This window comes from Mesorhizobium erdmanii USDA 3471, from assembly GCF_000472705.1.
In the GTDB taxonomy this organism is placed as follows: Bacteria; Pseudomonadota; Alphaproteobacteria; order Rhizobiales; family Rhizobiaceae; genus Mesorhizobium; species Mesorhizobium erdmanii.
The window spans coordinates 310,158-335,890 of record NZ_KI421455.1; the positions used below are offsets into that span (position 1 = coordinate 310,158).

At 64.0% G+C, this 25,733-nt stretch carries 19 protein-coding genes; 4 read left to right on the plus strand and 15 right to left on the minus strand.

Translation table 11 applies throughout. The features are described from left to right. Positions 1-41: 41 nt before the first annotated feature. The 15 genes from A3AU_RS0134220 to A3AU_RS0134290 form a co-directional block, all read right to left on the minus strand. Positions 42-956 carry a hypothetical protein gene (locus A3AU_RS0134220; protein WP_027056873.1) on the minus strand — a complete coding sequence of 305 codons (915 nt, stop codon included), beginning with the start codon at positions 954-956 and terminating at the stop codon, positions 42-44. A 473-nt stretch (positions 957-1,429) separates the two neighbouring features. Beyond that, the gene (locus A3AU_RS0134225) at positions 1,430-4,714 is read right to left on the minus strand and encodes an efflux RND transporter permease subunit (protein WP_027056874.1); all 3,285 of its coding nucleotides are present in this window, start codon (positions 4,712-4,714) and stop codon (positions 1,430-1,432) included. Continuing rightward, positions 4,711-7,845: an MdtB/MuxB family multidrug efflux RND transporter permease subunit gene (locus tag A3AU_RS0134230; RefSeq protein WP_027056875.1), complete on the minus strand. Its 3,135-nt coding sequence runs from the start codon at positions 7,843-7,845 to the stop codon at positions 4,711-4,713. Before A3AU_RS0134230 ends, A3AU_RS0134225 begins: the two co-directional genes overlap by 4 nt. Next, the gene (locus A3AU_RS0134235) at positions 7,842-9,260 is read right to left on the minus strand and encodes an MdtA/MuxA family multidrug efflux RND transporter periplasmic adaptor subunit (RefSeq protein ID WP_027056876.1); all 1,419 of its coding nucleotides are present in this window, start codon (positions 9,258-9,260) and stop codon (positions 7,842-7,844) included. The genes A3AU_RS0134230 and A3AU_RS0134235 overlap by 4 nt, the downstream gene beginning before the upstream one ends. 114 nt (positions 9,261-9,374) lie before the next feature. Then, positions 9,375-12,086 (minus strand): nitrate reductase, encoded by a 2,712-nt coding sequence (locus tag A3AU_RS0134240; RefSeq protein ID WP_027056877.1) that lies wholly within the window; start codon positions 12,084-12,086, stop codon positions 9,375-9,377. A 2-nt stretch (positions 12,087-12,088) separates the two neighbouring features. After that, positions 12,089-12,418, minus strand: coding sequence for a nitrite reductase small subunit NirD (gene nirD, locus A3AU_RS0134245; RefSeq protein ID WP_027056878.1), 330 nt, complete (start codon positions 12,416-12,418; stop codon positions 12,089-12,091). A 62-nt stretch (positions 12,419-12,480) separates the two neighbouring features. Further along, positions 12,481-14,931, minus strand: coding sequence for a nitrite reductase large subunit NirB (nirB, locus tag A3AU_RS0134250; RefSeq protein WP_027056879.1), 2,451 nt, complete (start codon positions 14,929-14,931; stop codon positions 12,481-12,483). 4 nt (positions 14,932-14,935) lie between these two features. Further along, positions 14,936-15,733, minus strand: a complete 798-nt coding sequence (locus A3AU_RS0134255) for an ABC transporter ATP-binding protein (protein WP_027056880.1) — start codon at positions 15,731-15,733, stop codon at positions 14,936-14,938. A 10-nt stretch (positions 15,734-15,743) separates the two neighbouring features. Continuing rightward, entirely contained in the window at positions 15,744-16,634 is an 891-nt protein-coding gene (ntrB, locus tag A3AU_RS0134260) for a nitrate ABC transporter permease (protein ID WP_027056881.1), read from the minus strand. A 63-nt stretch (positions 16,635-16,697) separates the two neighbouring features. Next, the gene (locus A3AU_RS0134265) at positions 16,698-18,014 is read right to left on the minus strand and encodes a CmpA/NrtA family ABC transporter substrate-binding protein (protein ID WP_027056882.1); all 1,317 of its coding nucleotides are present in this window, start codon (positions 18,012-18,014) and stop codon (positions 16,698-16,700) included. A gap of 362 nt (positions 18,015-18,376) precedes the next feature. Then, entirely contained in the window at positions 18,377-19,615 is a 1,239-nt protein-coding gene (locus tag A3AU_RS0134270) for a CmpA/NrtA family ABC transporter substrate-binding protein (RefSeq protein WP_027056883.1), read from the minus strand. Continuing rightward, positions 19,612-20,214, minus strand: a complete 603-nt coding sequence (locus A3AU_RS0134275) for an ANTAR domain-containing response regulator (protein WP_027056884.1) — start codon at positions 20,212-20,214, stop codon at positions 19,612-19,614. The genes A3AU_RS0134270 and A3AU_RS0134275 overlap by 4 nt, the downstream gene beginning before the upstream one ends. Before the next feature lie 120 nt (positions 20,215-20,334). After that, positions 20,335-20,655 (minus strand): hypothetical protein, encoded by a 321-nt coding sequence (locus tag A3AU_RS0134280; protein ID WP_027056885.1) that lies wholly within the window; start codon positions 20,653-20,655, stop codon positions 20,335-20,337. A gap of 75 nt (positions 20,656-20,730) precedes the next feature. Continuing rightward, the gene (locus tag A3AU_RS0134285; RefSeq protein ID WP_027056886.1) at positions 20,731-21,579 is read right to left on the minus strand and encodes an endonuclease/exonuclease/phosphatase family protein; all 849 of its coding nucleotides are present in this window, start codon (positions 21,577-21,579) and stop codon (positions 20,731-20,733) included. Between the two features lie 198 nt (positions 21,580-21,777). Further along, positions 21,778-23,241 (minus strand): phospholipase D-like domain-containing protein, encoded by a 1,464-nt coding sequence (locus A3AU_RS0134290; protein WP_027056887.1) that lies wholly within the window; start codon positions 23,239-23,241, stop codon positions 21,778-21,780. Here A3AU_RS0134290 and A3AU_RS1000000139445 point away from each other — a divergent pair. From A3AU_RS1000000139445 to A3AU_RS0134305, 4 genes are all read left to right on the plus strand, one after another. After that, entirely contained in the window at positions 23,228-23,512 is a 285-nt protein-coding gene (locus A3AU_RS1000000139445) for a hypothetical protein (protein WP_154674727.1), read from the plus strand. The two genes, A3AU_RS0134290 and A3AU_RS1000000139445, sit on opposite strands and share 14 nt — an antisense overlap. A 26-nt stretch (positions 23,513-23,538) precedes the next feature. Further along, positions 23,539-23,730: a hypothetical protein gene (locus A3AU_RS0134295; RefSeq protein ID WP_027056888.1), complete on the plus strand. Its 192-nt coding sequence runs from the start codon at positions 23,539-23,541 to the stop codon at positions 23,728-23,730. A 365-nt stretch (positions 23,731-24,095) separates the two neighbouring features. Then, positions 24,096-25,010 (plus strand): helix-turn-helix domain-containing protein, encoded by a 915-nt coding sequence (locus A3AU_RS0134300; protein WP_027056889.1) that lies wholly within the window; start codon positions 24,096-24,098, stop codon positions 25,008-25,010. Positions 25,011-25,365: 355 nt separating this feature from the next. Further along, entirely contained in the window at positions 25,366-25,716 is a 351-nt protein-coding gene (locus A3AU_RS0134305) for a helix-turn-helix transcriptional regulator (protein ID WP_245235639.1), read from the plus strand. The last annotated feature ends 17 nt before the right edge of the window (positions 25,717-25,733 follow it).

Sequence of the window (25,733 nt, forward strand, 5' to 3'; positions counted from 1 at the left end):
ATAGTGGGTGAATGTGTACCGTGGGTTGTGCGCGGGGCTGCTCAGCTGTCGCCTTGCGATGGGGGGAAACAAGCCTGAAAGGCGCCATCGACGACGGCCAGCTTGGCGGCCTGGACGGTCATGTATTCCTTGTAGAACCGCTGCGACACCCACATCACCGAATGGCCACGCTGGCCCAGCCAGCCAATGCTGCCGAGTTCTTCGGCGGTGCGCAGTTTGCGGCCGAGATGAGTCCGCGACAGCTTGAGCCATTTGGCGAAGTCGCCGATCGAAACGACGCTGGTCGGAATCCGCTCCAGGCCGGCATGGGCGGGATCGATGCCCGACATCAGCCAATCCATGACGATGCCGCCATTGTTGAGCCAGATGAACAGGGAAAAAGTCTGGTTGGGTTCGCGCACCGGCTTTGAGGCAAGCAGGCCGTCAGCCACCAGCGGCTGCAGCGTGGCAAGCATGTCAGGCCGATCCAGGAATCTGGCCAGCCGGTCGCCGCCATCGATATGGTCGAGCGTGCGCAGATGGGCTGTTACCCAGCCGGTGAACCTTTCGATGGTAGCCGCCGTCGGTTGCAGGGGATGCGTGCGGCCGTCGCCGCCGGCCACATACTCGGCGATGTTGTAATGCAGCATCTCCTTGATGAAGGCGTCCGCCGTGTTGCGGCTGGCCACGGCGTTCTTGTGCACGACCTCGATGAAACGCGAGACTGTCAGCTCCTTGCGGCGGTCGTTGGGGTCACGCCTGAAGTGCATGGCAAGGCCGACATGCGCCAACAGCCAGCGCTGCTGCGTGGCAAAGATGGAGGCCAGTCGCGGGGTTTCCTCATAGATGCGGATCAGGGACTGAGACTGTTCCTGAACGGAGCGGTGCAAGGCCGGATGGGCCGCTATGTCTTCCAGATTCAGCGCTGATCTCCCGGTGCTTGGAATCAACTCGGATAGCGAAGTTGCGTTCCCCATTTTCCAGCCTTCAACACGTGTGTCCAGACGTACCGATTACGGAGAACAGGGCCAGCAGCGACGAGCACCCACGGCGAAGGGCTCATGATCCAATTCGCTAACTGATTGCTATGGCTGGGAAAACTCCTCCCAATAATAGTCAGCTCTGACGGCCGTCCGTTGAATTGACCTTCACAAATGCCGGGCATAGTTTCCGCGTCATCCGAGCGGCGGGGGCTCGCCTTTCGGACATGAATTCGAGAAATGGCTGCGAAGACGAGCGATCTGCGATCGCCCGCGGCGAAGCCTTGTCCGCATACTACCTCGAATAACGAGTGGCCGGGTGAAGTATAGAAGCAAGATCGCGATTGGCCAACAAGCCGGAGGCTTGTCTGTTTCCAGCAGGTCCGGGGCGCGTGGCGGGCGGTCCGCCATGCTTGCGGCTTCGATATGTCTGTGGTGCCGGGTCGATGTGGTAGGCTGCGCGACGGCGTTCATTCTCCAGCTTGCGGGCGCAGCGTTCGCAAGCGCGGCGCCGCCAGGTGCAATTGCCGGCACCAGTGACCGAAGCGGTCGACATAGATGTAGATGACCGGGGTCGTGTAGAGGGTCAGGATCTGGCTCAGGATCAGGCCGCCGACGATGGCGATGCCGAGCGGCTGACGCAGTTCGGCCCCTTCGCCAAGCCCGATGGCCAACGGCACGGCGCCGAACAGCGCCGCCATAGTCGTCATCATGATCGGGCGGAAGCGCAGCAGGCACGCCTGGTAGATGGCGTCGTGCGCCGGCTTGCCTTCGTTGCGTTCGGCGGCCAGCGCGAAGTCGATCATCATGATCGCGTTCTTCTTGACGATGCCGATCAACAGGATGATGCCAATCAGCGCCATGATCGAGAACTCGATGTTGACCAGCGTCAGCGCCAGCAGGGCGCCTACGCCGGCCGAGGGCAAGGTCGAGAGAATGGTCAGCGGGTGGGCGTAACTCTCGTAGAGAATGCCAAGCACGACATAGACGGCGATCAGCGCCGCAAGGATCAGCAGCGGCTGGTCGGAGAGCGAGTCCTGGAACACGCGTGCCGTGCCCTGGAAACTGCCGTGGATGGTTGTTGGCATACCGATGCGGTCGGCCGCCGCGTTGATGGCCGCGACGCCTTCGCCGAGGGCCACGCCCGGCGCCAGATTGAACGACAGCGTGGTGGCGACGAACAGGCCCTGGTGGTTGACCGAGAGCGGCGTGCTGCCGGGCCCATAATGCGCGATGGCCGACAGCGGCACCATGGTCTCGGCTCCGGTGCTGACCGCCGAACCGGTCGAGGCGGCGCTCCTGCCAGTGCTGGTGATCGAATTGTTGGCCTGGTTGCGCGCCGCGTCGGCGGCGACCGACTGGGCGCTGGTGCGCTGGCCCGAAGTGACGAATGTGCCGGCGACCGCATTGCTTGCCTGCGAGCCATGCACCGAGCCGCCCGACGTGCTGACATAGACCTTGTTCAGCGCGTCCGGGTTCTGCCAGTATTGCGGCGCCACTTCCATGATGACGTGATACTGGTTGCGCTGGACATAGATAGTGGACACCTGGCGCTGGCCGAAGGCGTCGTAGAGCGTGTTGTCGATCTCGCTGGCTGATATGCCGAGGCGGGTCGCCGTGTCGCGGTCGATAGTGACGTCGGCTTCCAGGCCCTTGCTCTGCTGATCGGAGTTGAAGTCGGTGAGCTTGGGTTCCGTCTGCAGCGCGGCGGCGAGCTTGGGCGCCCACTCCGCCAACTCGTCGAAACTGTCGCCTTGCAGAGTGTACTGGTACTGCGCGTTCGACTGGCGCCCGCCGACGCGTATGTCCTGCACCGCCTGCAGGAAGAGCGTGGCGCCAGGCACACCAGCCAGTTTGGGCCGCAGCCTGGCGATAACTTGGTCGGCGGAGATCTTGCGCTCGGCCAGCGGCTTCAACGATACGAACATGAAGCCGGAATTGGTCTGACCGCCGCCGGTGAAGCCGACCGCGGTGTCGACGGCCGGATCCTTGCTGACGATGCCGGCGAACTGGCTGAGCTTCTGCGACATTGCCTGGAAGGAGGTCGCCTGGTCGGCCTGGATCGAGCCGGTCAGCCGCCCGGTATCCTGCTGCGGGAAGAAGCCCTTCGGAATGGTGACATAGAGGTAGCCGTTGAGGCAGAGCGTTGCCGCCAGCACCGCCATGATCAGCAAGGGGTTGTGCAGCGCCCAGGACAATGAGCGGCGATAGAAGCCCAGCATGCCCTCGAAGATGCGCTCACTGAAGCGGTAGAGCCGGCCGTGCTGGCGCTGTCCCTCGGGTCGCAGCAGGATCGAGCACATCATCGGCGTGGTGGTCAGCGATATGGCCAGCGAGACCAGGATCGCCGCCGACAGCGTGATGGCGAATTCGCGGAACAGCCGGCCGACAATGCCACCCATCAGCAGGATCGGGATGAAGACGGCGATCAGCGACAGGCTCATCGACAGCACGGTGAAGCCGACCTCCTGCGAGCCCTTGATCGCCGCCTCCATGCGGCCCATCCCGGAAGCGGTGTGGCGGGCGATGTTTTCGAGCACGACGATGGCGTCGTCGACGACGAAGCCGGTGGCGACCGTCATTGCCATCAGCGAAAGATTGTCGATGCTGAAGCCCATCAGGTACATGACGCCAAGCGTGCCGATCAGCGATACCGGCACGGCAACGATCGGCACCAGGGTGGAGCGGACGTCGCGCAGGAAGGCGAAGACGACGACGATCACCAGGCCGATGGCGATCATCAGCGTCTGCGCGACCTCGCTCAGTGAAGCGCGGATAGTGGTCGAGCGGTCGACCGCCACCGACAGGTCGATGGCAGGCGAGATCGAGGCGCGCAGCGTCGGCAGCATCGCCTTCACCCGGTCGACCGTCGCGATGATGTTGGCGTTGGGCGAGCGGTTGAGGATGATCAGCACGCCCGGCTTGCCGTTGGCGAGACCGGCATTGCGGATGTTCTCGACGGAATCATTGACCTGGCCGACATCTGAAAGCCTGACCGGCGCGCCGTTGCGGTAGGCGACGATCAGCGAGCGATAGGCATCCGCCTGATTGGCCTGGTCGTTGGCGTAGATCTGGTAGCGCTGCTGGCCGACGTCGATTGCGCCCTTTGGGCTGTGAGCGTTGGCGGAGGCAAGGGCGGCGCGCACGTCCTCCAGCCCGATGCCGTAATCGTAGAGCACCTGCGGGTTGAGTTCGACGCGCACAGCCGGCAGCGAACTGCCGCCCACCGACACCTCGCCGATACCGTCGACCTGCGAGAGTTTCTGCGCCAGCACGGTGCTGGCGGCATCGAAGAGCTGGCCCTTGGACAGGGTGTCCGATGTCATCGACAGGATGAGGATCGGGGCGTCGGCGGGATTGACCTTGCGATAGGTTGGGTTGGAGCGCAGGCCGGACGGCAGGTCGGCGCGGGCGGCGTTGATCGCCGCCTGGACGTCACGCGCGGCGCCGTCAATGTCGCGGTCGAGGCCGAACTGCAAGGTGATGCGGGCGCTGCCGACGCTGCTCGACGAGGTCATTTCATTGACGTCGGCGATCTCGCCGAGATGCCGCTCGAGCGGGCTGGCGACGGTGTTGGCCACCACTTGCGGGCTGGCGCCCGGTAGCGAGGCCGTCACCGATATCACGGGATAGTCTACCGCGGGCAATGGCGCCACCGGCAATTGAGGAAACGCCACCAGCCCGGCCGCCAGCAGGCCGAAGGTCAGCAGCGTCGTCGCCACCGGCCGCCGGATGAAGGGAACCGACAGGTTCATGGCCTGGCGTCCGCGCCCCTGGTGTTGGGAAGATCGGGGCTGTGGGGAAGATTGGGTTCGATGCCCCGCAGCCGGGCGGCGAGGCGGTCGAACCAGAGGTAGATCACCGGCGTGGTGAACAGCGTCAGCAACTGGCTGAGCAGCAGGCCGCCGACGATGGAGACACCCAGCGGATGGCGCAGTTCCGAGCCGACTCCCGTGCCGAGCATCAGCGGCAGGGCGCCCAGCATCGCGGCAAGAGTCGTCATCAGGATCGGGCGGAAGCGCAGCAGGCAGGCCTGGTAAATGGCCTCGCGCGGCGCCTTGCCTTCATGGCGCTGAGCGTCGAGCGCGAAGTCGATCATCATGATGGCGTTCTTCTTGACCACGCCGATCAGCAGGATGATGCCGATGATCGAGATGATGGTCAGGTCCTGGCCGGCGATCATCAGCGCCAGCAGCGCGCCGATGCCGGCCGAAGGCAGCGTCGATAGGATGGTGATCGGGTGGATGAAGCTCTCATAGAGCACGCCCAACACGATGTAGACCGTCACCACGGCCGCCAGGATCAGGAAGAGCGTGTTGTCGAGCGAAGCCTGGAAGGCGCGCGCCGCGCCCTGGAAACTGGTGATGATGCTAAGCGGCATGCCGATGTCGGCCTGCGCCTGCTGGATCGCGGTTACGGCTTCGCCGAGCGACGTGCCAGGCGCCAGGTTGAACGATACCGTGGTGGCGGGGAATTGCCCCATATGGGTGATCTGCAGCGGCGTGGTGGCGACATGGGTGGTCGCCACCACCGACAGTGGCACCGGGGCGCCGCCCGTCGACGACGGCAAGTAGACGGACGAGAGCGCCTTGAGTGAATCCTGTTCCGACGGGGCGGCTTCGAGAATGACGCGGGACTGGCTCGACGTGGTGTAGATGGTCGAGACCATGCGTTGGCCGAAAGCGTCGTAAAGCGCGTTGTCGACGGTCGCCGGCGTGATGCCGAAGCGCGCGGCCTGGTCGCGGTCGATGTCGACAAAGACGGCAAGGCCGCTGTTCGAAAGGTCGCTGGCGACATCGGCGAGCTGCGGCAGCGTGTTCAATCTGGCGAGTAGCTTCGGCGTCCATTCCCCGAGCTCGTCGGCATTGGCGTCCTGTAGCACGAATTGATACTGGGTGCGGCTGACCTGGCCGTCGATGGTCAGGTCCTGGACCGGCTGCATGTAGAGCGTCATGCCCGCCACCGAAGCGGCTTCCTGCTTCAGGCGCGCGATGACCGTGGTGATGTCGGCGCTGCGCTCCTCATGCGGCTTGAGATTGATCAGGATGCGGCCGACATTCATCGTGGTGTTGGTGCCGTCGACGCCGATGAATGACGACAGGCTGTCGACATCGGGGTCTTTGAGAATCATGGCGGCCAGCTGCTGCTGGCGCTCCGCCATGGCGGCATAGGAGATCGACTGCGGCGCCTCCGATATGGCCTGGATGACGCCGGTGTCCTGCACGGGGAAGAACCCTTTGGGGATGACCACGTAGAGGGCCGCTGTCAGCACCAAGGTCGCGGCGGCCACTACCAGCATCAGCGTCTGTCGGTCGAGCACCCAAGTCAAAGCCCTACCGTAGCCCCGGATCACCCAGTCGAAGAAGTCGCGGCTGGCGCGTTGCAGGGCGTTCTCGCGCACCGCCGCCACCGGTTTTAGCAATTTTGCGCAGGCCATCGGCACCAGCGTCAGCGAAACCACGGCCGAGATCAGGATGGTGGTGGCGAGCGTTATGGAGAATTCGCGGAACAGCCTGCCGACGACATCGCCCATGAACAGAAGCGGGATCAGCACCGCGATCAGCGACACGGTCAAAGAGATGATGGTGAAGCCGATCTGCTGCGAGCCTTTCAGCGCCGCCTGCAGCGGCGTGGCGCCTTCTTCGACGTAGCGCGCCACGTTCTCGATGACGACGATGGCGTCGTCGACGACGAAGCCGGTGGCGATGGTCAGCGCCATCAGCGACAGATTGTCGAGGCTGAAGCCGAACAGGTACATGACGCCCAGCGTGCCGACCAGCGACAGCGGAACCGAAAGGCTCGGGATCAGCGTGGCGCGCGCGCTGCGCAGGAAGACGAAAATGACCAGCACGACCAGGATGATCGACAGCGTCAGCTCGTATTCGACGTCGCGCACGGAAGCGCGGATGGTCGTGGTGCGGTCGGTAAGCACCTTGACGTCGACGGCGTTTGGCAGCGAGGCCTGGAGCTGCGGCAGCAGCGCCTTGATGCGGTCGACCACGTCGATGACGTTGGCACCGGGCTGGCGCTGGATGTTGAGGATAATCGCCGGCGTGCTGTTCATCCAGGCCGCCAGCCGGTTGTTCTCGGTGGCGTCGACCACGTCGGCCACGTCGCTTAGCCGCACCGGAGCGCCGTCCTTGTAGGCGACGATCAGCGAACGGTATTCGTCGGCGCTCTTCAGCTGGTCGTTGGCGTTGATGGCGTAGGCGCGCGATGGCCCGTCGAAATTGCCCTTCGGCGTGTTGACGTTGGCGCTACCCAGCGTCGTGCGCAGATCGTCGAGGTTGAGGCCGTAGGCGGCGAGCTTGCGCGGATCGGCCTGGACGCGTACGGCGGGGCGCTGGCCGCCCGAGAGGCTGACCAGGCCGACGCCCGGCAGTTGCGATATCTTCTGCGCCAGCCTGGTGTCGGCAAGCTGCTGCACGTCGCGCAGCGGGATGGTCGCCGAGGTCAGGCCGAGGGTGAGCACCGGCGCGTCGGCAGGATTGACCTTGGCATAGATCGGCGGCGCCGGCAGGTCGGCCGGCAGCAGATTGCCGGCGGCGTTGATGGCGGCCTGTACTTCCTGTTCGGCGACGTCGAGCGAGATCGCCAGGCTGAACTGCAACGTGATGACGGAGGAGCCGGCCGAGCTCACAGAGTTCATCTGGTTGAGGTTGGCGATCTGGCAGAGCTGGACTTCCAGCGGTGCCGTGACCGAGGAGGTCATGACGTCAGGGCTGGCGCCGGGATAGAAGGTCTGCACCTGGATGGTCGGATAGTCGACCTCGGGCAGGGCAGAGACGGGCAGATAGCGATAGGCCAGCAGGCCTGACAGCATGATGGCGACCATGAACAGCGATGTCGCCACCGGCCTCAGGATGAAGGCTCGCGACGGGCTCATTGCTGCTGTCCGGACTCCGGCTGCCCTGACTGTGAACGACGATGCTTGTGGCCCTGATGCTTGTGTGCCGTGCCGTCGGGCGTCTGTCCGTTGGTTGTCTCCCCATTTGGTGTCTGCCCATCCGACGCCTGTCCGTCCGATGGGGCTGCTGCCTGTGGCGGGGTCGGGGCAGGGGTCTGAGCTGATGGGGTCTCGCTGGCCGGGATTGGCGCCGTCGCCCGAGGCGACGCCGGCGCCTGGCCGTCCTGCTGAAGGTTGACATGGGCGCCGTCGCGGAGCTTGTCGGCACCGTCGACGACGACGCGGTCGCCGGGATTCAGCCCGGCGAGGATCTCGACGCGTTCGCCATTGGTGACGCCGAGCGTGACCTTGCGCACGGCGACCGTGCTGTCGGGATTGACCAGGTAGACGAAGGTGCCGGGCAGGCCGCGCTGGATCGCCGCGATGGGGGCGATGGCCGCGTCCTTGTGTTCGTCGACCAGCAAAGCGACGTTGACGAACTGGTTCGGATAGAGGACGCGCGCTTCGTTGGCGAAGCCCGCCCTCAGTTTGATGGTGCCGGTGCTCGGGTCGATCTGGCTGTCGAAGGTTTCGAGCTGACCGTCGGCGAGCTTCTTGGCTCCGGCGCGGTCGAAGGCTGATGTGGGCAGCGTGGCGCCCTGCCGCATGCGCTGCGCGATCGCGAGCAGTTCATCCTCGGGCACGGTGAACAGCACGCTGATCGGCTGGACCTGCGTGATGACGACGATGCCGTTGGCGTCGCTGGGAGTTACGTAGTTGCCCTCATCGACCTGGCGCAGTCCGGCGCGTCCGTCGACCGGAGCCAGAATGCGGCAATAATCGAGATTGAGGGTGGCGGTCTGTATCATCGCCTGGTCAACCTGGATGGAACCCTGGTCCTGCGCGACAAGGGCGACCTGCGCGTCGAGGGTCTGGGGCGTCGCCGTCCCCTGGGCCACCAGCTTCTGGTCGCGAACGAGGTCGAGCTGGGCATCCTTGAGCATCGCCTGGTCGCGCACCAACTGGCCCTGGGCCTGGGCGAGCGCCGCCTGGTAGGGGCGGGGATCGATCTCAGCCAGCAGGTCGCCCTTCTTGACGTCCTGGCCCTCCTTGAAATTCACCTGGACGAGCGGACCGGTGACCTGCGGCTTGACGGTGACGGTGGAGAGCGAGGTTACCGTGCCGAGGGCATTGAGGGTGACGTCTATCGCGCCCTTTTCGATGGCGGCGGCGCCGATCGTCGTCGGCTGCGCGCCGCGTCTGCCGCCGGGCTGCCTCGCCTCGACATGCGGGCGCTGATAGAAATAGGCGCCGGTGGCGGCGACAATGGCAATGAACATCAGCCACGGAATCCAGCCATGCGAACGGCGTGGCGCGACGGTCGTCGGCAGGGGCATTTCCAACTGCTGGTCCATGGCGGCATCTCTTACCCCCATCAACCAATATGGCCGAACCCCCGCGAAGTCGAATTAACAGTTGGACAGGTTTGGCGCGGCTTTCCCGGTCGGGCCAATGGCCCTGGGCGCCCTTCACTCGGCGGCCTGAACGCGGCTGGCCTGGATAAGCGCGCGGATCTCGGAGCGGCAGGAGCCGCAATTGGTGCCGGCCCTCAGCGCGCCGCCGATGGCTTCAACCGTGGTGCAGCCGGCCGCCACCTCGGCCACGATCTGGTTGGCCCCGACATTGAAACAGGAGCAGACGGTGGCACCGGCATCGGGCCGTTCGGCACCGGCTCGGCCAGCGACGACCCTGAAGCGTTCGCGCTGGCTGGCATGGACCTCTTCGAGCTGTTCTGTCGCCCAGCCGCGCGACACCGCGACGGGGCCGGGCGCGACGAACAAGGCGCCGACCAGGCGCTCGCCATCAAAGGCGGCGATCCGGTGCTGGCCAGCGTCGCGATCGTGATAGGCGAGCATTTCGACCGAGGAGGCATCGAAGAGCCGGCTGGCGAAGGCTGTCCAGTCGGCAGCGTCGTCGGCAAAGGCCAGCTCGATCCGCCAGCCGCCCTTGCAGCGGGCCACGGCCCAATAATCGGCGGCGATCGCCTCGGGGCGGTGCCGCGTCACGGCGAAGCCAAATGCCTTTGCGGCAAATTTCTCGATGCGAACCGCGACGTGTTTCAACGCCGGCTGGCCTGAGACCGGGTCGACGAGCGGCGCGGTCAGTGTATCGACCCGGCCCTTGGCGGCGAACTGGTCGGTCCAGTGCATCGGCGCGAAGACGCTGCCGCGGCGCTGGCGGGGCGTGATCAGGGCGCGGACCCGCACCTCGCCGCGCGTGCTGGAGATACGCACGATGTCGGCGTCACCGATGCCATGGTGCTGCGCATCCGCCGGGTGGATTTCGACGAAAGGCTCCGCGATGTGCTGGGACAGACGCGCACTTTTGCCGGTGCGCGTCATGGTGTGCCAGTGGTCGCGGATCCGGCCGGTGTTGAGGATGAGCGGGAAGTCGGGATTGGTGCGGGTTTCCGTGGTGGCGCGGATGGCGATGAAGCGGGCCTTGCCGTCGGGGGTGTAGAAATTGCCGTTGGCGAAGAAGCGGGTGGTGGAAGGGCCGCGTGCAGCACGAGCGGCTTGCTCAGGACGCCGTGCAGCGTGGGCGGCTGGGCTCGGCGCCGGCCATTGGAAAGGCGCCAGCGCCTCGTATTCCTCCCCATCAACGCCAGCGTAAATCCCGATATCGAAATCCCGTGCGGCATCATTCTCGAACCCGGACAGCGCCGCGTGCTCGCCAAAGATCTCCGCCGGCGTGACATGTCCAAACGCCTCGCCAAACCCCATCCGCCGCGCCACTTCGGCAACAATCCACCAGTCGGGCCGCGCCTCGCCGGGCGCTGCCAGAAAGGCGCGCTGGCGCGAGATGCGGCGCTCGGAATTGGTTACGGTGCCGTCCTTCTCGCCCCAGGCGGTGGCGGGCAGCCGGACATGAGCATGGCGGATGGTATCGGTGCCGGCCAGCACGTCCGACACCACGACGAACGGGCAAGCCTTGATCGCCGCTTCGACGGCATCGGCGTCCGGCATCGAATCGACCGGGTTGGTGGCCATGATCCACAGCGCCTTGATGCGCCCGTCGGCTACTGCCTCGAACATGTCGACGGCTTTCAGCCCGGGCTGTTGCGCAATCGCCGGGGCGCTCCAGAAGCGCTGCACGCGTTCGCGATGCCCAGGGTCGTCGATCTCCATATGGGCGGCGAGCATGTTGGCCATGCCGCCGACCTCGCGGCCGCCCATGGCGTTCGGCTGGCCGGTCACCGAAAACGGTCCGGCCCCCGGCCTGCCGATGCGGCCGGTGGCGAGATGGCAGTTGATGATGGCATTGACCTTGTCGGTGCCGGACGACGCTTGGTTCACACCCTGGCTGTAGACCGTCACCGTCTTCGCGGTCGCGGCGAACAAGCTGTAGAAACGGCTGAGCTCGTCTTCGCTCAAGCCCGTGGCCGCCGCCACGCCGGCAAGATCGAGCGCGGAGGCCGCGAAGAGGGCCTGGCCGAAGCCTGTCGTGTGCGCCGTGATATAGGCGCGGTCGAGCGCGTTGTGCTGGCCGAGCCAGGCGAGCAGGCCGGTGAACAGGGCGACGTCGCCATCCGGCGCGATCGCCAGATGCATGTCGGCGATATCGGATGTCATTGTGCGGCGCGGGTCGATGAGCACGATCTTCATCTCCGGCCGCTTTTCCCGGGCCGCCGCGATGCGCTGGTAGAGCACAGGGTGGCACCAGGCGAGGTTGGAGCCGACCAGCACGATGAGGTCGGCCAGTTCCAGATCCTCGTAGGTTCCCGGCACCGTGTCGGCGCCGAAGGCGCGGCGGTGGCCGGCGACGGACGAGGCCATGCACAGCCGGGAATTGGTGTCGATGTTGGCCGAGCCGATGAAGCCCTTCATCAGCTTGTTGGCGAGGTAATAATCCTCGGTCAGCAACTGGCCCGAGACGTAGAAGGCGACCGCATCCGGCCCATGCTCGGCGATGGTTTGCGAAAAGGTCGAGGCGACAAGATCGAGCGCCTCGTTCCAGCCTGTCCGGCCGTCGTGGATTTCGGGATGGACCAGCCTGCCGTCGAGGCCGATGGTCTCGGCGAGCGCCGAGCCCTTGGAGCAGAGTCGGCCGAAATTCGCGGGATGATCGGGGTCGCCGCGGACGGACACTTGCCCGTCCGCGGCGACCTTCGCCAGCACGCCGCAGCCCACCCCGCAATAGGGGCAGGTGGTCCTCACCTCGCGTGCTGCGTCGATCTCCATGTTCAGGCGGCGCGGCTGGCCAGGGCTTCCAGCGCCAGGAACAGGCGCTCGCCCTCGACCTTGACGGAGATCGTGCGCACCACGCCCTCATCTGCACCGAGCGCCTTGCCTGTTTCCAGCGAGATCACCCAATTGTGCAAGGGGCAAGTCACCGCCGTGCCATGGACAATGCCCTGGCTGAGCGGTCCGCCCTTGTGCGGGCATTGATCGTCGATGGCATAGACTTGGTCGTCCTGGGTGCGGAAGACGGCAACCTTGCCTTGCGGTGTGGCGACGCAGCGCGCGCCACGGCGGGGGATGTCGGAGAGGGTGCCGATGGCGATCCAGGTCATCTAGATTTCCTTTTTGCACGTTCTTGACCGAAAACCGGGTTCCACTTTTCGGGAACACGCGCTCACTCCGCCGCCTGCGCAAACTCGACCGAAGCCATCGGCCGGAACTCGTGCTTGTCCTTGCCGGAGACGCGCTCCGACCATGGGTCGACCTGGGCGAATTTCTGGCTGAAGACAAAGCGCTCGTAATAGGCCCCGCGCTTGCTCTGATCGTCCATGATCTGGCGCTTGATCTCGGGAATGCCGATGCGCTTGGCCCATTTGTAGATGCGTTCGAGATAGCGGCCCTGCTCGCGGTACATCTGCGTCAGTGCCACGATGTGCTCCAGTGCTTCGTCCTCGGTCTTGACCAAGCCGAGCACTTCGGTGCCCTTGATGTCGAGGCCGGCGGCGCCGGCGAAGTGGATCTCGTAGCCAGAGTCGACGCAGATGACGCCGACATCCTTGCAGGTCGCCTCGGCGCAGTTGCGAGGGCAACCCGACACCGCCATCTTGACCTTGGCGGGGGTCCAGGAGCCCCACATGAACTTCTCGATGCGGATGCCCAGGCCCGTCGAATCCTGGGTGCCGAAGCGGCACCAGTCGGAGCCGACGCAGGTCTTCACCGTGCGCAGGCCCTTGGCGTAGGCATGGCCGGAGACGAAGCCGGCCTGGCCGAGATCGGCCCACACCGCCGGCAGGTCTTCCTTGCGGATGCCGAGCATGTCGATGCGCTGGCCGCCGGTGACCTTGACCATCGGGATCTCGAACTTGTCGACGACGTCGGCGATGGCGCGCAGTTCGGCGGCATTGGTGACGCCGCCCCACATGCGCGGCACCACCGAATAGGTGCCGTCCTTCTGGATGTTGGCGTGGACGCGCTCGTTGATGAAGCGCGACTGGTAGTCGTCGGCGTAGTCGTTTGGCCAGTCGCAGACGAGGTAGTAGTTGAGCGCCGGCCGGCATTTTGCGCAGCCGCAGGAGGTCTTCCACTCCAGCTCCTGCATGACCGCCGGAATGGTCTTCAGGTGCTTGGCCTTGATCAGCCGGCGCACCTCGTCATGGCCGAGTGTCGTGCAGGAACACATCGGCTGCACGGCGGCCGGGTTGTAGGTGTCGCCGAGGGTCAGCACCATCAGCTTCTCGACGAGCCCAGTGCAGGAGCCGCAGGACGCCGACGCCTTGGTGTGGGCACGCACATCATCGAGCGAGGTCAGGCCCTTGGCCGTGATCGCGCCTGTGATCTTACCCTTGCAAACGCCGTTGCAGCCGCAGATTTCCGCATCATCCGGCAAGGCTGCAACGGCCGCCATAGGGTCCAGCGGGGCGCCCCCCTGATAGGACTGGCCGAAGATAAGCGTGTCGCGCATTTCCGAAATATCGGTCTGCTTCTTCTTGAGATCGTTGAACCAGGCGCCGTCCGCTGTCTCGCCATAGAGCACGGTGCCGATGATGCGGTCATCCCTGAGCACCAGGCGCTTGTAAACGCCGGCCGAAGCGTCGCGCAGCACGATCTCCTGGCGGTCCTCACCCTCGGCGAAGTCGCCGAGCGAGAACAGGTCGATGCCGGTGACTTTGAGCTTGGTCGGCGTGTCCATATGGACGAAGGCGGCGGTCTCGTTGCCGGCGAGTTGGCTCGCCGCGACACGTGCCATCTCGTACAGTGGCGCCACCAGCCCGTAGACCATGCCGTTGACCTCGGCGCATTCGCCGAGCGCGTAGATGTCGGGATCGTTGCTGCGCATGCCGGCATCGACGACGATGCCCCTGTTGACGGCGATGCCCGCTTCTTTGGCCAGTGCCGCATTCGGCCTTATGCCGACGGCCATGACCACCAGCGTCGCCGCAATGATGGTGCCGTCGGCAAGTTCCACCTGCTCGACCTTGCCGTCGCCTGATATCGCCTGCGTGTTGGCCTTGGTGATCACCTTGATGCCGCGTTGTTCCACCGCGCGCTGCAGGAGATAGCCGGCGGCGGGATCGAGCTGGCGCTCCATAAGCGTCGGCATAACGTGCAGCACGGTGACGTCCATGCCTTGCGCGTTGAGGCCGGCAGCGGCCTCCAGCCCGAGCAGGCCGCCGCCGATGACCACGGCCTTGGACCGCGATTGCGCGGCGAGCATCATGGCGCGAACGTCATCGAGGTCGCGATAGGTCAGCACGCCCGGCAGATTGTTGCCCGGCACCGGGATGATGAACGGCACCGAGCCGGTGGCAATGACGAGCTTGTCGTAGGGTTCACTCACGCCGTGGTCCGAGGTGACCGTCTTTGCCGCGCGGTCAATGGCGACGATCTTGTGGCCCTTGTAGAGGGTGATGCCGTGCTTGATGTACCAGCCGTCGCCGTGGATGATGATTTCCTCATAGCCCTTCTCGCCCGAGAGAACCGGTGACAGCATGATGCGGTCGTAATTGACGCGTGGCTCGGCGTTGAAGATGGTGACGGTGTAGCGGCCCGGCGCCTGCACCAGTAGGTGCTCCAGCATGCGCCCGGGAGCCATGCCGTTGCCGATGATGACGAGTTTTTCGGTCATTGGGCTACTCCGCGGCTTCGACGAAGCGGTGGCGTTCGTAGAGGAATTTCAGCACGGCCTCGCGGCAACGCAGGAAGGTGCGGTCGGAGGCGAGCTCGACACGCCGGCGCGGCCGCGTCAGCGGCACGGCAAGCACCTCGCCGATGGTCGCCGCCGGACCGTTGGTCATCATGACGATGCGGTCGGAGAGCAGCACCGCCTCGTCGACATCATGGGTGATCATGATCGTCGTCGAGCCGAGCCTGGAATGGATGTCCATCACCGCGTCCTGCAGGTGGGCACGCGTAAGCGCGTCGAGCGCGCCGAACGGCTCGTCGAGCAGCAGGATTTTTGGCTCCATGGCCAGCGCTCGCGCTATGCCGACGCGCTGTTTCATGCCGCCGGAGATCTCGGCCGGGCGCTTGTACCTGGCATGCGCCATTTGCACGAGGTCGAGATTGCGCATGATCCACTCATGCCGTTCGGCCTTGCTTTTCGAACGGCCGAAGACTTTCGACACCGCGAGGCTGATGTTCTCGTAGACGGTGAGCCACGGCAGCAGCGAATGGTTCTGGAACACCACGGCGCGTTCGGGGCCGGGGCTGTCGACCTCCTTGTCCTGAAGCAGCACTGCGCCGGCGGATACCTTGGTCAGGCCCGCGATTAGGTTCAGCAAGGTCGACTTGCCGCAGCCGGAATGGCCGATGATGGAGACGAATTCGCCCTTGTCGATGGTCAGCCTGATGTCGCTCAGCACCTCGCTGACCTGGCCGCCGCGGGCGAAGGATTTGTCGATATGGTCGAGTTTCAGATAGGCGGTCATCGCGCTTTCCTCACTTTGCCGTTGTGCCGCGGGTGACGAAAGCACCGACCGCCGCGACCAGCCGGTCGAGGCAGAAGCCGGTGACGCCGATATAGGCGAGCGCGACGATGATGTCGGGCAGCCGCGACGAGTTCCACGCGTCCCAGATGAAGAAACCGATGCCGACGCCGCCGGTCAGCATTTCGGCGGCGACGATGGCAAGCCAGGACAGGCCGATGCCGATCCTGAGGCCGGTGAAGATGTAGGGCGCCGCCGCTGGCACCATGATCTTGACGAAGAACTCGAACGGGTTGAGCCGCAAGATGAGCGCGACATTGCGGTAATCCTGCGGAATGTTGCGGACGCCGACGGCGGTGTTGATGATGATTGGCCAGATCGAGGTGATGAAGATGACGAACAGTGCCGACGGGTTGGAGTCGCGGAACGCCGCCAGCGACAGCGGCAGCCAGGCAAGCGGCGGCACGGTGCGCAGGATCTGGAATACCGGATCGAGGCCGCGCATGGCCCAGATCGACTGGCCGACCAGGGCGCCGAGCGCGACGCCGACGACCGCGGCCAGGCCGAAGCCGATGGCTACGCGCTGCAGCGAGATCAGCACCCGCCAGGCCAGCCCGATATCCTGCGGACCATTGTCGAAGAACGGATGCGCTATCAGGTCATAGGCCTCGTTCCACACCTGGCTTGGCGGCGGCAGGCTCGAAGTGGGCGACGAGCAGGCGACCTGCCAGACAACGAGCAGAAGGGCGATGACGATAATTGGCGGCACCAGTGTGCTCGCCAGCCTGCCGGCGATCGCCATCGGCTCGAAGCGTCGCCGCGCCTTGGCGGTCAAGGCGATAACCTCCGCCGGCTTCGCGGGAAACGCCTTCACATTTGTGTCCTCGATAGTCTGGATCGACATTTCTGGGAAAAACTCCGTGTGCGGGCAGCGACTGCAAACAGCGCGGTGCGCCGTTTGCTCCGACTACGCAGATGCCTTGATCTTCAGGCTGTCGAGATAGGCGGAGGGGTTGGCTGGGTCGAAGACCTTGCCGTCGAAAAAGGTCTCGACGCCACGCGATGAGGATGCCGGAATGTCGGTCGCCGCCACGCCAAGATCCTTGGCCGCCTCGCGCCACAGATCCTCGCGGTTGACTTGGTCGACCAGCGCCTTGATGTCGGTGGTCGGCGCGAACTTACCCCAGCGGATGTTCTCGGCCAGGAACCAGGCATCATGGCTTTTGAACGGATAGGAGACGCCGCCCTTCCAGAATTTCATGTAGAGATCGGTGCCGTTGGCGACGCGGCCGTTGCCGTAATTGATGTCGCCCTTGAGGCGGCCAATAATGTCGGTGACAGGCACGTTCATCCATTGCCGCTTGCCGATGATGGCGGCCATCTCGTCCTTGTTCTCCTTGGCTTCGCACCATTGCTGGGCTTCCATGACGGCCATCAGGATCGCTTTGGTGGCGTTCGGGTATTTCTCGATGAATTCGGCGCGCAGGCCCAGCGCCTTTTCCGGATGGCCCTTCCACAATTCGCCCGTCGTGGCGGCGGTGAAGCCGATGCCCTGGTGGACGAGCTGTTCGTTCCATGGCTCGCCGACGCAGAACACATCCATGTTGCCGACCTTCATATTGGCCACCATCTGCGGCGGCGGCACGACGATGGTCGAGACATCCTTGTCGGGATCGATGCCGCCCGCGGCCAGCCAGTAACGCAGCCAGAGGTCGTGCGTGCCGCCCGGGAAGGTCATGGCGGCCTTGATGTCCTTGCCAGCTGCCTTCTTGGCGGCGAAGGCGTCCTTCAGCTTCGAAGCGTCGAGGCCGACACCGGTGCCGGCATATTCCTGCGCGACCGAAATGCCCTGGCAGTCGTAATTGAGGCGCGCCACGATCGCCATCGGCAGCGGCTGGTTGTTCTGTGTCACCTTGCCGGTGTGCATCAGGTAAGGCAGCGGTGTCAGGATATGGGCGCCGTCGATGCCGTTGGCCGCGCCGCCGAGCACCAGATTGTCGCGCGTCGCGCCCCAGGAAGCCTGCTTCAGCACCTCGACATCGGGCATGCCGAATTTGGCGAACAGGCCTTTCTCCTTGGCGATCGTCAGGGGTGCGGCATCGGTCAGAGCAATGAAGCCGAGCTTGGCGCCGGTGACTTCCGGCGCGGCGGTGGCGGCATAGGCGCCGGAGGGGAAGAGCTTGCGGGCCGCCATGAACAGGCCAGCCGTCATGGCGCTGCTGACCAGAAAATCGCGGCGCGTCACATCCTTGAGGACTGTTCCCGTCCCGATCCAGTTCTTCATCGTCTTCTTCATCGTCGTCTCCGGTTGAACGCGACCCGCGCCGTCGATTGCGTATTGGCCAAAACAAAAAAGCCGCCGGCCAGGTCTCGCGCGGCCCGGAAATCCGGATAGCGTCTTGACCTGATCGGCAGCTTTGCCTGTGGCGCCCGTCATTGGACGCCTGTTCCGTGACCCGCGAAGGGCCTGGTTATTTCAAAGCAGGAACCGTGCCAGTTTGCGGAGAATGAGAAAACATCAATGAAATCATTGATAAGCGCCGGTCGCCGGCGTGCAACGCGACATGACGAGAAGGCCAAAGATTGTTCATTGGCGTCACCGTGCGCACAATTTTTGTGCAATGCACAAGGCTGGCGCGTAAATGATCAAGGTTCCGCACGGGCCGATTTCTGACCGGCAATATAGGCGCCGATCTCATCGGGATCGAAGATCTGGCCGTCGAAGAAACCGTCGGGACCTAGCACCAGGCCGGCCCCCGTCGCGCCGACGGCGGTTGCGACCTTGAGCGCGCCCTCGACCTTCGCATTGGCGCCGGGAAGGGCGACCCCGAGCGGCTTCAGAGCCGAGCGGTAGAGGTCGGGCCGGTAGCAATCGCGGGCGATGGCGAGATTACCGGGTGTGTGCGCGACATGTCCCCAACGCACCATCTGCGTGTAGAACCACAGCGCATGGCTCTTCCAGGGAAAGTTCGCCGCCTTGTCGAAGGGCAGGAAGAAGTCGTCTATATCCAGCTCCGCCCCGCTGCCCAACTGGAGATGACCGGTCAGGATCGGCATCTGTACGGCCGGCGGCAGGCCGAGGAAGCCGGGCTGCGCCATTACCGCGGCCAGTTCGCCGTGGTTGCCTGGATCCTGGCACCAGCGCGCCGAATGATGCAGCGCCCGCAGCAGCGCCGCCAGAGCTTCGGGATTCTCGTCCGCCCAGGCCTTGCGCACGCCGATCACCTTCTCCGGGCTGTTGCGCCATATCTGTGCCTTGACGGTGACGATATGGCCGGTGCCGGCGGCCACCGCAGCGCTGTTCCAAGGCTCGCCGACGCAGTAGCCGTCGATGCGTCCGGCTGCCAGCGCATCGGCCATGAAGGGCGGCGGCACGATGACGATTTCGATTTCGCGGTCGGGATCGATGCCGCAGGCGGCCAGCCAGTAGCGCAGTTCATAATTGTGCCCGGAATGCGGATGCACCACGGCAAAGCGAAGCGGCTCGCGGCCTGCGGTCGCTCGTTCACGGATGAATGCGCCGAGTGCCGCTCCGGCGCGCGCCGGATCGAGATCGGCCTTTGCGCCATGCGCAGCCATGCCGGCCCAGACGGCGTTGGAGATGGTGATGCAATTGCCGCCTAGCCCAAGCGAGAACGGCACGATGGTCTCGGAGGCGAGCGGCGTGAGCCCGAGATTGCAGGCGAGCGGCATTGGTCCCAGCATATGCGCCAGATCGAAGTGGCCGATGGCGATGCGGTCGCGAATGTTGGCCCAGGACGTCTCGCGGTGGAGCGTCAGGTCGATGTCTTCGCGTGCGGCAAAGCCAAGCTCGCTTGCGGCCACCAGCACGGCACTGTCGAAAAGCGGCATGAAACCGGCGGTGATCTGGTGCTTCATGCTCATTCGTCCTCCGCCGGCCCCAGCAAACCGGCCGCGGTTACCAGGCTCTGGGCGATGTCGCCGATCTTGCGGTTCTGGTTCATCGCCGTCTTGCGCAGCAGCGTATAGGCGGCCTCTTCGGAGAGGCCGCGCGACTTCATGAGAATGCCCTTGGCGCGGTCGACCACCTTGCGGCTCTCGAGCTCACTGCGTGCCGCATCCAGTTCGCGCGCCATGCGCGCGAAAGCATTGAAGCGGCTGACTGCCATATCGAGGATCGGCTTGACCCGCTCCTGGCGCAGACCGTCGACGACATAGGCCGACACGCCGGCATCGACCGCCGCCTCGATCGAGGCCTGGTCGGAGCGGTCGACGAACATGGCGATCGGGCGCTTCACCGCGCGCGACAGCTGGAACATGTTTTCGAGCATGTCGCGGTTGGGGTTTTCGAGATCGATGACGATGACGTCGGGCTCGATCTCGGCGATCCGCCGAGCGATGCCGGCGACATCGTGGATGACGGTGACCTGCTCATGGCCGGCCTCGCGCAAGCCGGCCTCGATAATCGAAGCGCGGATGCAATTTTCATCGATCACCAGGACGGCTAAGGCAGATCGGACCATGCCCCCATTGTGGGCAAGGCCGCGAAATTGTGCAATGCGGCATAACCACGTCCATTTACAGGGACGTGGTTATGCCCAACCCTCGGCGCGGAACGATCCCGCGTCTGGAACTGCGTTCCGTTAGCCGCAGACGCGAACGTCTTCGATCACCTTGTGGTGGTGGCGCCAATGGACGATCGTTTCGGTGTGGCAGCGATGGTGGCGGTGGTGGCGGCGATATTCGCCATTATTGTCGTACTGGACGTTCTGGTCGCCATCATACTGGTTGTCATAGCGCCGGTCATGATGACGGCGAATAACGATTCCACCGTCGGCTTGATCATCAGGCGAATATCGATTGCCGTCGTCCGACTGGATGATCACACTTGCCGCTTGCGTCGGCGCAATGACCGCGGCGCTCGCTGCCAATGCCAAAAGGGATGCTAAAATCAACTTTTTCATTTCGTCCTCCTGCGCGTTCAAAACATATGAACTCTACATATAAACTCGCGGCAGAACCCGGCGTTCCCCTTGAATCTACACGCTTTGCGACACCGGGGAAATCATGACGTTATCGTCCAGTCGCTGCAGGCGCACGAAGGCCGTCAGCGGCAGGTGGTCCGAAGCGACGCGCGAAAGCGGCGTGTCGTGTGCCTCGACGGCGGCGATCATGCCATGCCGGTTGCCCATGATCCGGTCGAGCGCCAAAAGCGGCAGGTTCGACGGGAAGGTCGGAACCGCCGGCGGCTGCGGGCCGAACGTCGCATGCAGCGTGTTCAGCGCCGAGCGGTTGCCGAGCCGCCACTCGTTGAGGTCGCCAAGCAGGAGCGTCGGTTTTTCGTCGGGACTGTTCATCAGATCGAGCACGACGCGCGCCTGCTGGGAACGCGAACGGCGCAAGAGGCCGAGATGGGCGGCGATGATGCGCAGCGTCTCGGTTCCGTTCAGCTCGATCTCCGCCACGACCGCGCCGCGCGGTTCAAGGCCAGGAAGCCTGATCTGATGCACGTCGCGAACGACGCCCTTCTTGAACAGCAAAACATTGCCGTGCCAGCCGTGGCCCTTGCCGGTGGCGAAGATCGGGACCGGGATCAGCCCGGTTTCCCGTTCGAGACGGGGCAGGTCGAGCAGTCCGTCACGGTCGCCAAAACGGTTGTCCGCCTCCTGCAAGGCGATCACGTCGGGGTCGATTTCGCGGATGACGCGGCTGGTCCGCTCGGGGTCGAACTTGCGGTCGACGCCGATGCATTTGTGGACGTTGTAGGAGGCGACCAGCGTGCCGGTGGTGGCGGTCGCCTTGTGCGCGGCGGCGTTTGCCTTGCGCATCCGCCGATCGCGGATGGTCAAGAGCATGCTTGCCGGCAGGCTGCGCCCGTTCATTCGCATCGTGCGCCTGCCAGTTCAGATGCCTTCACCATGCACCTCAAATAGAGTCTTTGCGCTTATGTTCCATGATCGACATCAAACTATCCGCCAAACACGTCTTTTTGTTAAAGGCAGGGGACCCTGCTGGAGGTACGTTTCAAGTCCTTGTCCTTGTGCATGTCGTCCCCCAAAACCGGGGCCACTTTTGGGCGACATGCATCAGAGATAGGGCGAACCCAGCCAAAGCACCCGGTCGAACAGCCTGACGAGGAACGGCCGAGCGCGCAAGCCTTCGAGCGTCACCGGCACGGCAGACGTCATTGCCGATCCGATCCGCGCGTCGATCTCGCCGGCAAAGCCGGCGTCAAGAACCTCCAGGTCAATCTCGAAGTTAAGCCGCAACGACCGGGCGTCGAGATTTGACGAGCCGACATAGGCCCAGACGCCGTCGATCGACAGCAGCTTGGAATGGTCGAATGGGCCCTCCGCTCGCCAAATGCGGCAATAGTTCTTCAGGATCTGGTCGAATTGCGCGGCCATGGCGCGGTCGACAAGGAAGAGATTGTTCACCGCCGGCACCACGACATCGATCTCGACGCCGCGCCGGGCCGCGGTGATCAGCGCGCTGATCAGTTCGCGGTCCGGCAGGAAATACGGCGACATCAGCCGGATCGACTTGCGGGCGACCGAGAAGGCACCGATCAGCAGCTTGTGGTTGGTCTCGTTGCTGGCATCCGGCCCGGATGCGACCGCCCGCACCAGCATCGGCAGGCCGGGTGCGGGTGACAGTGGCGCAATTCGCCATGCATCGCCCTTCAATGCTTCGTTGGTGGCGAAGCGCCAGTCTTCGGCAGCGACCGAGAACAGGTCGGCGACGACAGGTCCGGTGACCTTGAAATGCGTGTCCCTGGCGCTGTTGGAGCCAGCGTATTCGGCGGAAAAGCCCTTGCGGATGTTCATGCCGCCGGTGAAGGCGACCGCCCCGTCGACCACCAGGATCTTGCGATGGGTCCTCAGATTGGCGTAGGGCAGGCGCAGGCCCATGACGATGTTGCCGTTGAAGACATCGGCGGGGACGTTGGCGCGGCGCAGATGACCCAGGATGCTGGGCACGGAGTAACGGGCGCCGACGGCATCGATCAGCACGCGCACGGTGACGCCGCGCTGTGCGGCACCAGCCAGCGATTCGACGAAAAGCAGGCCGACGGCGTCATTGTCGAAAATATAGGTCTCGAGCAGGACGCTGCGCTCGGCGCCATCGATCGCCGCGCGCATGGCGGCATAGGCCTCGTCGCCGGTCTCCAGCACGTCGATTGCATTTCCCGGGTTGAGCGTGCGCCGCGCCACCCTGTCGCCCAGCGTTCTGAGGCCTGTGAACCGTTGACCGTAGCGCTCGACGATAAGGGCCTCCTCGGCGGCGACATCGCGCTCATGCTTGGCGGATGCCCAGTCACCGGCAAGCGGCCGCTGCGCGGTGATCGTGGCGCGGCGAATGCGGTTGATGCCGGCCACGGCGTAGATCAGCACGCCGAGGATCGGCGACAGCACCATCACGCCGACCCAACCGGTGGCGGCGCGCACGTCCTCCTTGGTCATGACGGCGTGCGCGATGCCAACGGTTGCCATCGCCACCGAGATGATCGCCAGGATTTGGGTCCAGTGAGTCGCAATGGTCTCGAACATTGCCTGGACTATCCAGCGAGCGATTGCAGAAGGCAATGCAGCCGGTCAGGCGACGGATGGCGGTCGTGGTGCGGAAATCTATTTCCAGGCTGTGATCGAGCCGATGAAGTCGGGAGTTCAGTTTGGAAAAACCAATCTGACCCTGGGTAAAGCAAAGAGCCTGCGTGATCCGGCATCGTCCGGTGCTGCTTTGGTCCACAGGGCTTCCTGTACTTTGGTACCACATCTATTGTATATCAGGAAGAATGAAATTAGCGATATAACACTTTGATCACAGGCGAGGGGGAGCGCCGAACTATGACATTCAACTTCGAGCCACCTCCTGTGGGCGATGGCGACATGTCGGCCGAGTGTCAGCGCCAGTTGCTGCCTCGCGTGCGTGAAATCGTCCAGGCGGCGGTCGCGGCCGGCTGGAATGAGGACGATGTGCTTCTGGCTTTAGTGGAACTCACCTGGGATTTGTACGAGAAGCGGCGTGGCGATTTTTAGCCGCGCGGGCGTGCATCTCAACTGCTCCATACCGCATGTTGCCTTTCACGGATTCCGCTGGCCAGCCAAGCTGTGGGGCCGCGGAGACCGTACCACGCCGTCATGTAGGTGCGTTATATCAGTGCGAAACGCCGAATCGATCATGCCAGCCTGATCGACAAGAACTCTCGTATGGCGAAGACTGACGGGGGGCTGAAATAAAATACTCGGCAGCTTACGCCATCGGTCATTTTTTCTTTCTTTTCACGAACAAAAATTTTTGTTTGCGCATGGCACTTCTTCCCTAGCCGAGGCGCGTGCGTTACGTTGCCTTCGGGTCGGGCCAAGGGGATTTCAAGCGACAGCAAGGCGCTGAGGCGACTCGAATGAAAAATGCGAAGGCTCGGGAAAGCGGCGGTTCCCAGAGCATCGACCGAATGGCCCGATACGTCCTGGATATCATTCCTGAAAGTGCGGGGCCAAGAAGAGCCACCGCGCGCGGCAGCGTCATCCATTCCGTCCGCGGCCCCGGATCGCAGAACTTCCTGGCCAGGGAACATTCCGCGGGAATTGTGCTCAGGCCGGGACGCAAATTCAGAGCCTCGCTCGGCAGCGACAGGATCACCGAGTACGATGCGCCCGTAGGGTGCCTTATTGTCAATCCCGCAGGGGTAGACAGCACCTTCGCCTGGTCGGAGACCAGGGAAAACGCCGTCGTCTCCATTTCGCCCGAAGCGCTATCGGAACTGGCCGCTTATGAGTTCGATGCCGCCGACGTTGAGCTCGAGCCGCCTGCCTTTGGCACGGTCGATCTTCGCGCCCTTACCATAGCCCAGATGATCACGGCCGAGCTGACCGCGAAAGTGCCTCCCAACGAACTCTATCTGGATTCATTGCTCACGGTATTCGGCGTGCATCTGCTGCGCACCTACACGAGCAGCCACAGGCAGCCCGTGCCGCCCAAGGGCGGGCTTTCGCCTGTTGGCGCCCGACGCGTGCGCGAGTACCTCAATGAAAACTTCGTGCGAAAAATAATGGTCGCCGAGCTCGCGTCGCTGGCGGGTGTTTCGCCGAACCATTTCATTGCCAGGTTCGCCAGGACGTTTGGCATGCCGCCGCATCGCTACCTGATCAATCTGCGCCTGGACCTCGCGGAAAAGCTGCTGACCGGTGGCGATCTCGCGATCGCCGAAGTCGCTTACCTCACCGGTTTCTCGGACCAGAGTCACCTGGCCGCCACCATGAGAAAATACAGGGGAAGAACGCCGACCAGGGCTGGACATACTTCCGCCAGGAGTTGAAAGGCGCCGATGTGGCAAAGCAGCTACACCCGCCGCCTCGCCATCAGGAATCGGAATTTTGTACAAAGGTTGCGGAGTTTTCCAAAATACGTCGCCGCGATTGGGCTCCAAGGCTCGGCGGAACAATCCGGAATGCCACGGAGTCATTGTTCGCTACCCGGCCGGATTGGCCCAATGAAATGGATCAGCGATGCGGGCGCGGTGCGATCGGTCACGAATTGTTTTACGGGGGAACGGGGAGGACAGCCTCGGGTTGAATTCCATCTGGGTGCCAACAGGTCGCGAAATGCGGCGTGACGACGGTTCCCCGGGATCGGCCATAGGAGCCAATTCTTTGCGACAGCCGGAGCCGAACGTGAAGGGCGGACTTTCCGTGCGCAGCACACGCCTCGTGCAGGAATTCCTGGCCGAGAGCTTTACGCGCAAGCTGGCGCTTGCCGAGATGGCCGCGGTTTGCGGGCTTTCGCCCTACCACTTCATGCGGGCTTTCTCGCGGACGTTCGGGATGCCGCCGCATCAATATGTTCTCGATCTGCGGCTGGATCTCGCCGAAAGACTGCTTGCCGACAGCCGCATGACGATTGCGGACATCGCTCATGCGAGCGGTTTCTCGAGCCAGAGCCATTTTACAACGGTTATGAAGAAATACCGGGGCGTGACGCCGATGCAGTCGCGAACGGGCAAGCTTAACCCAAAGATTAGATAAGGCACCGCTCACGTCAT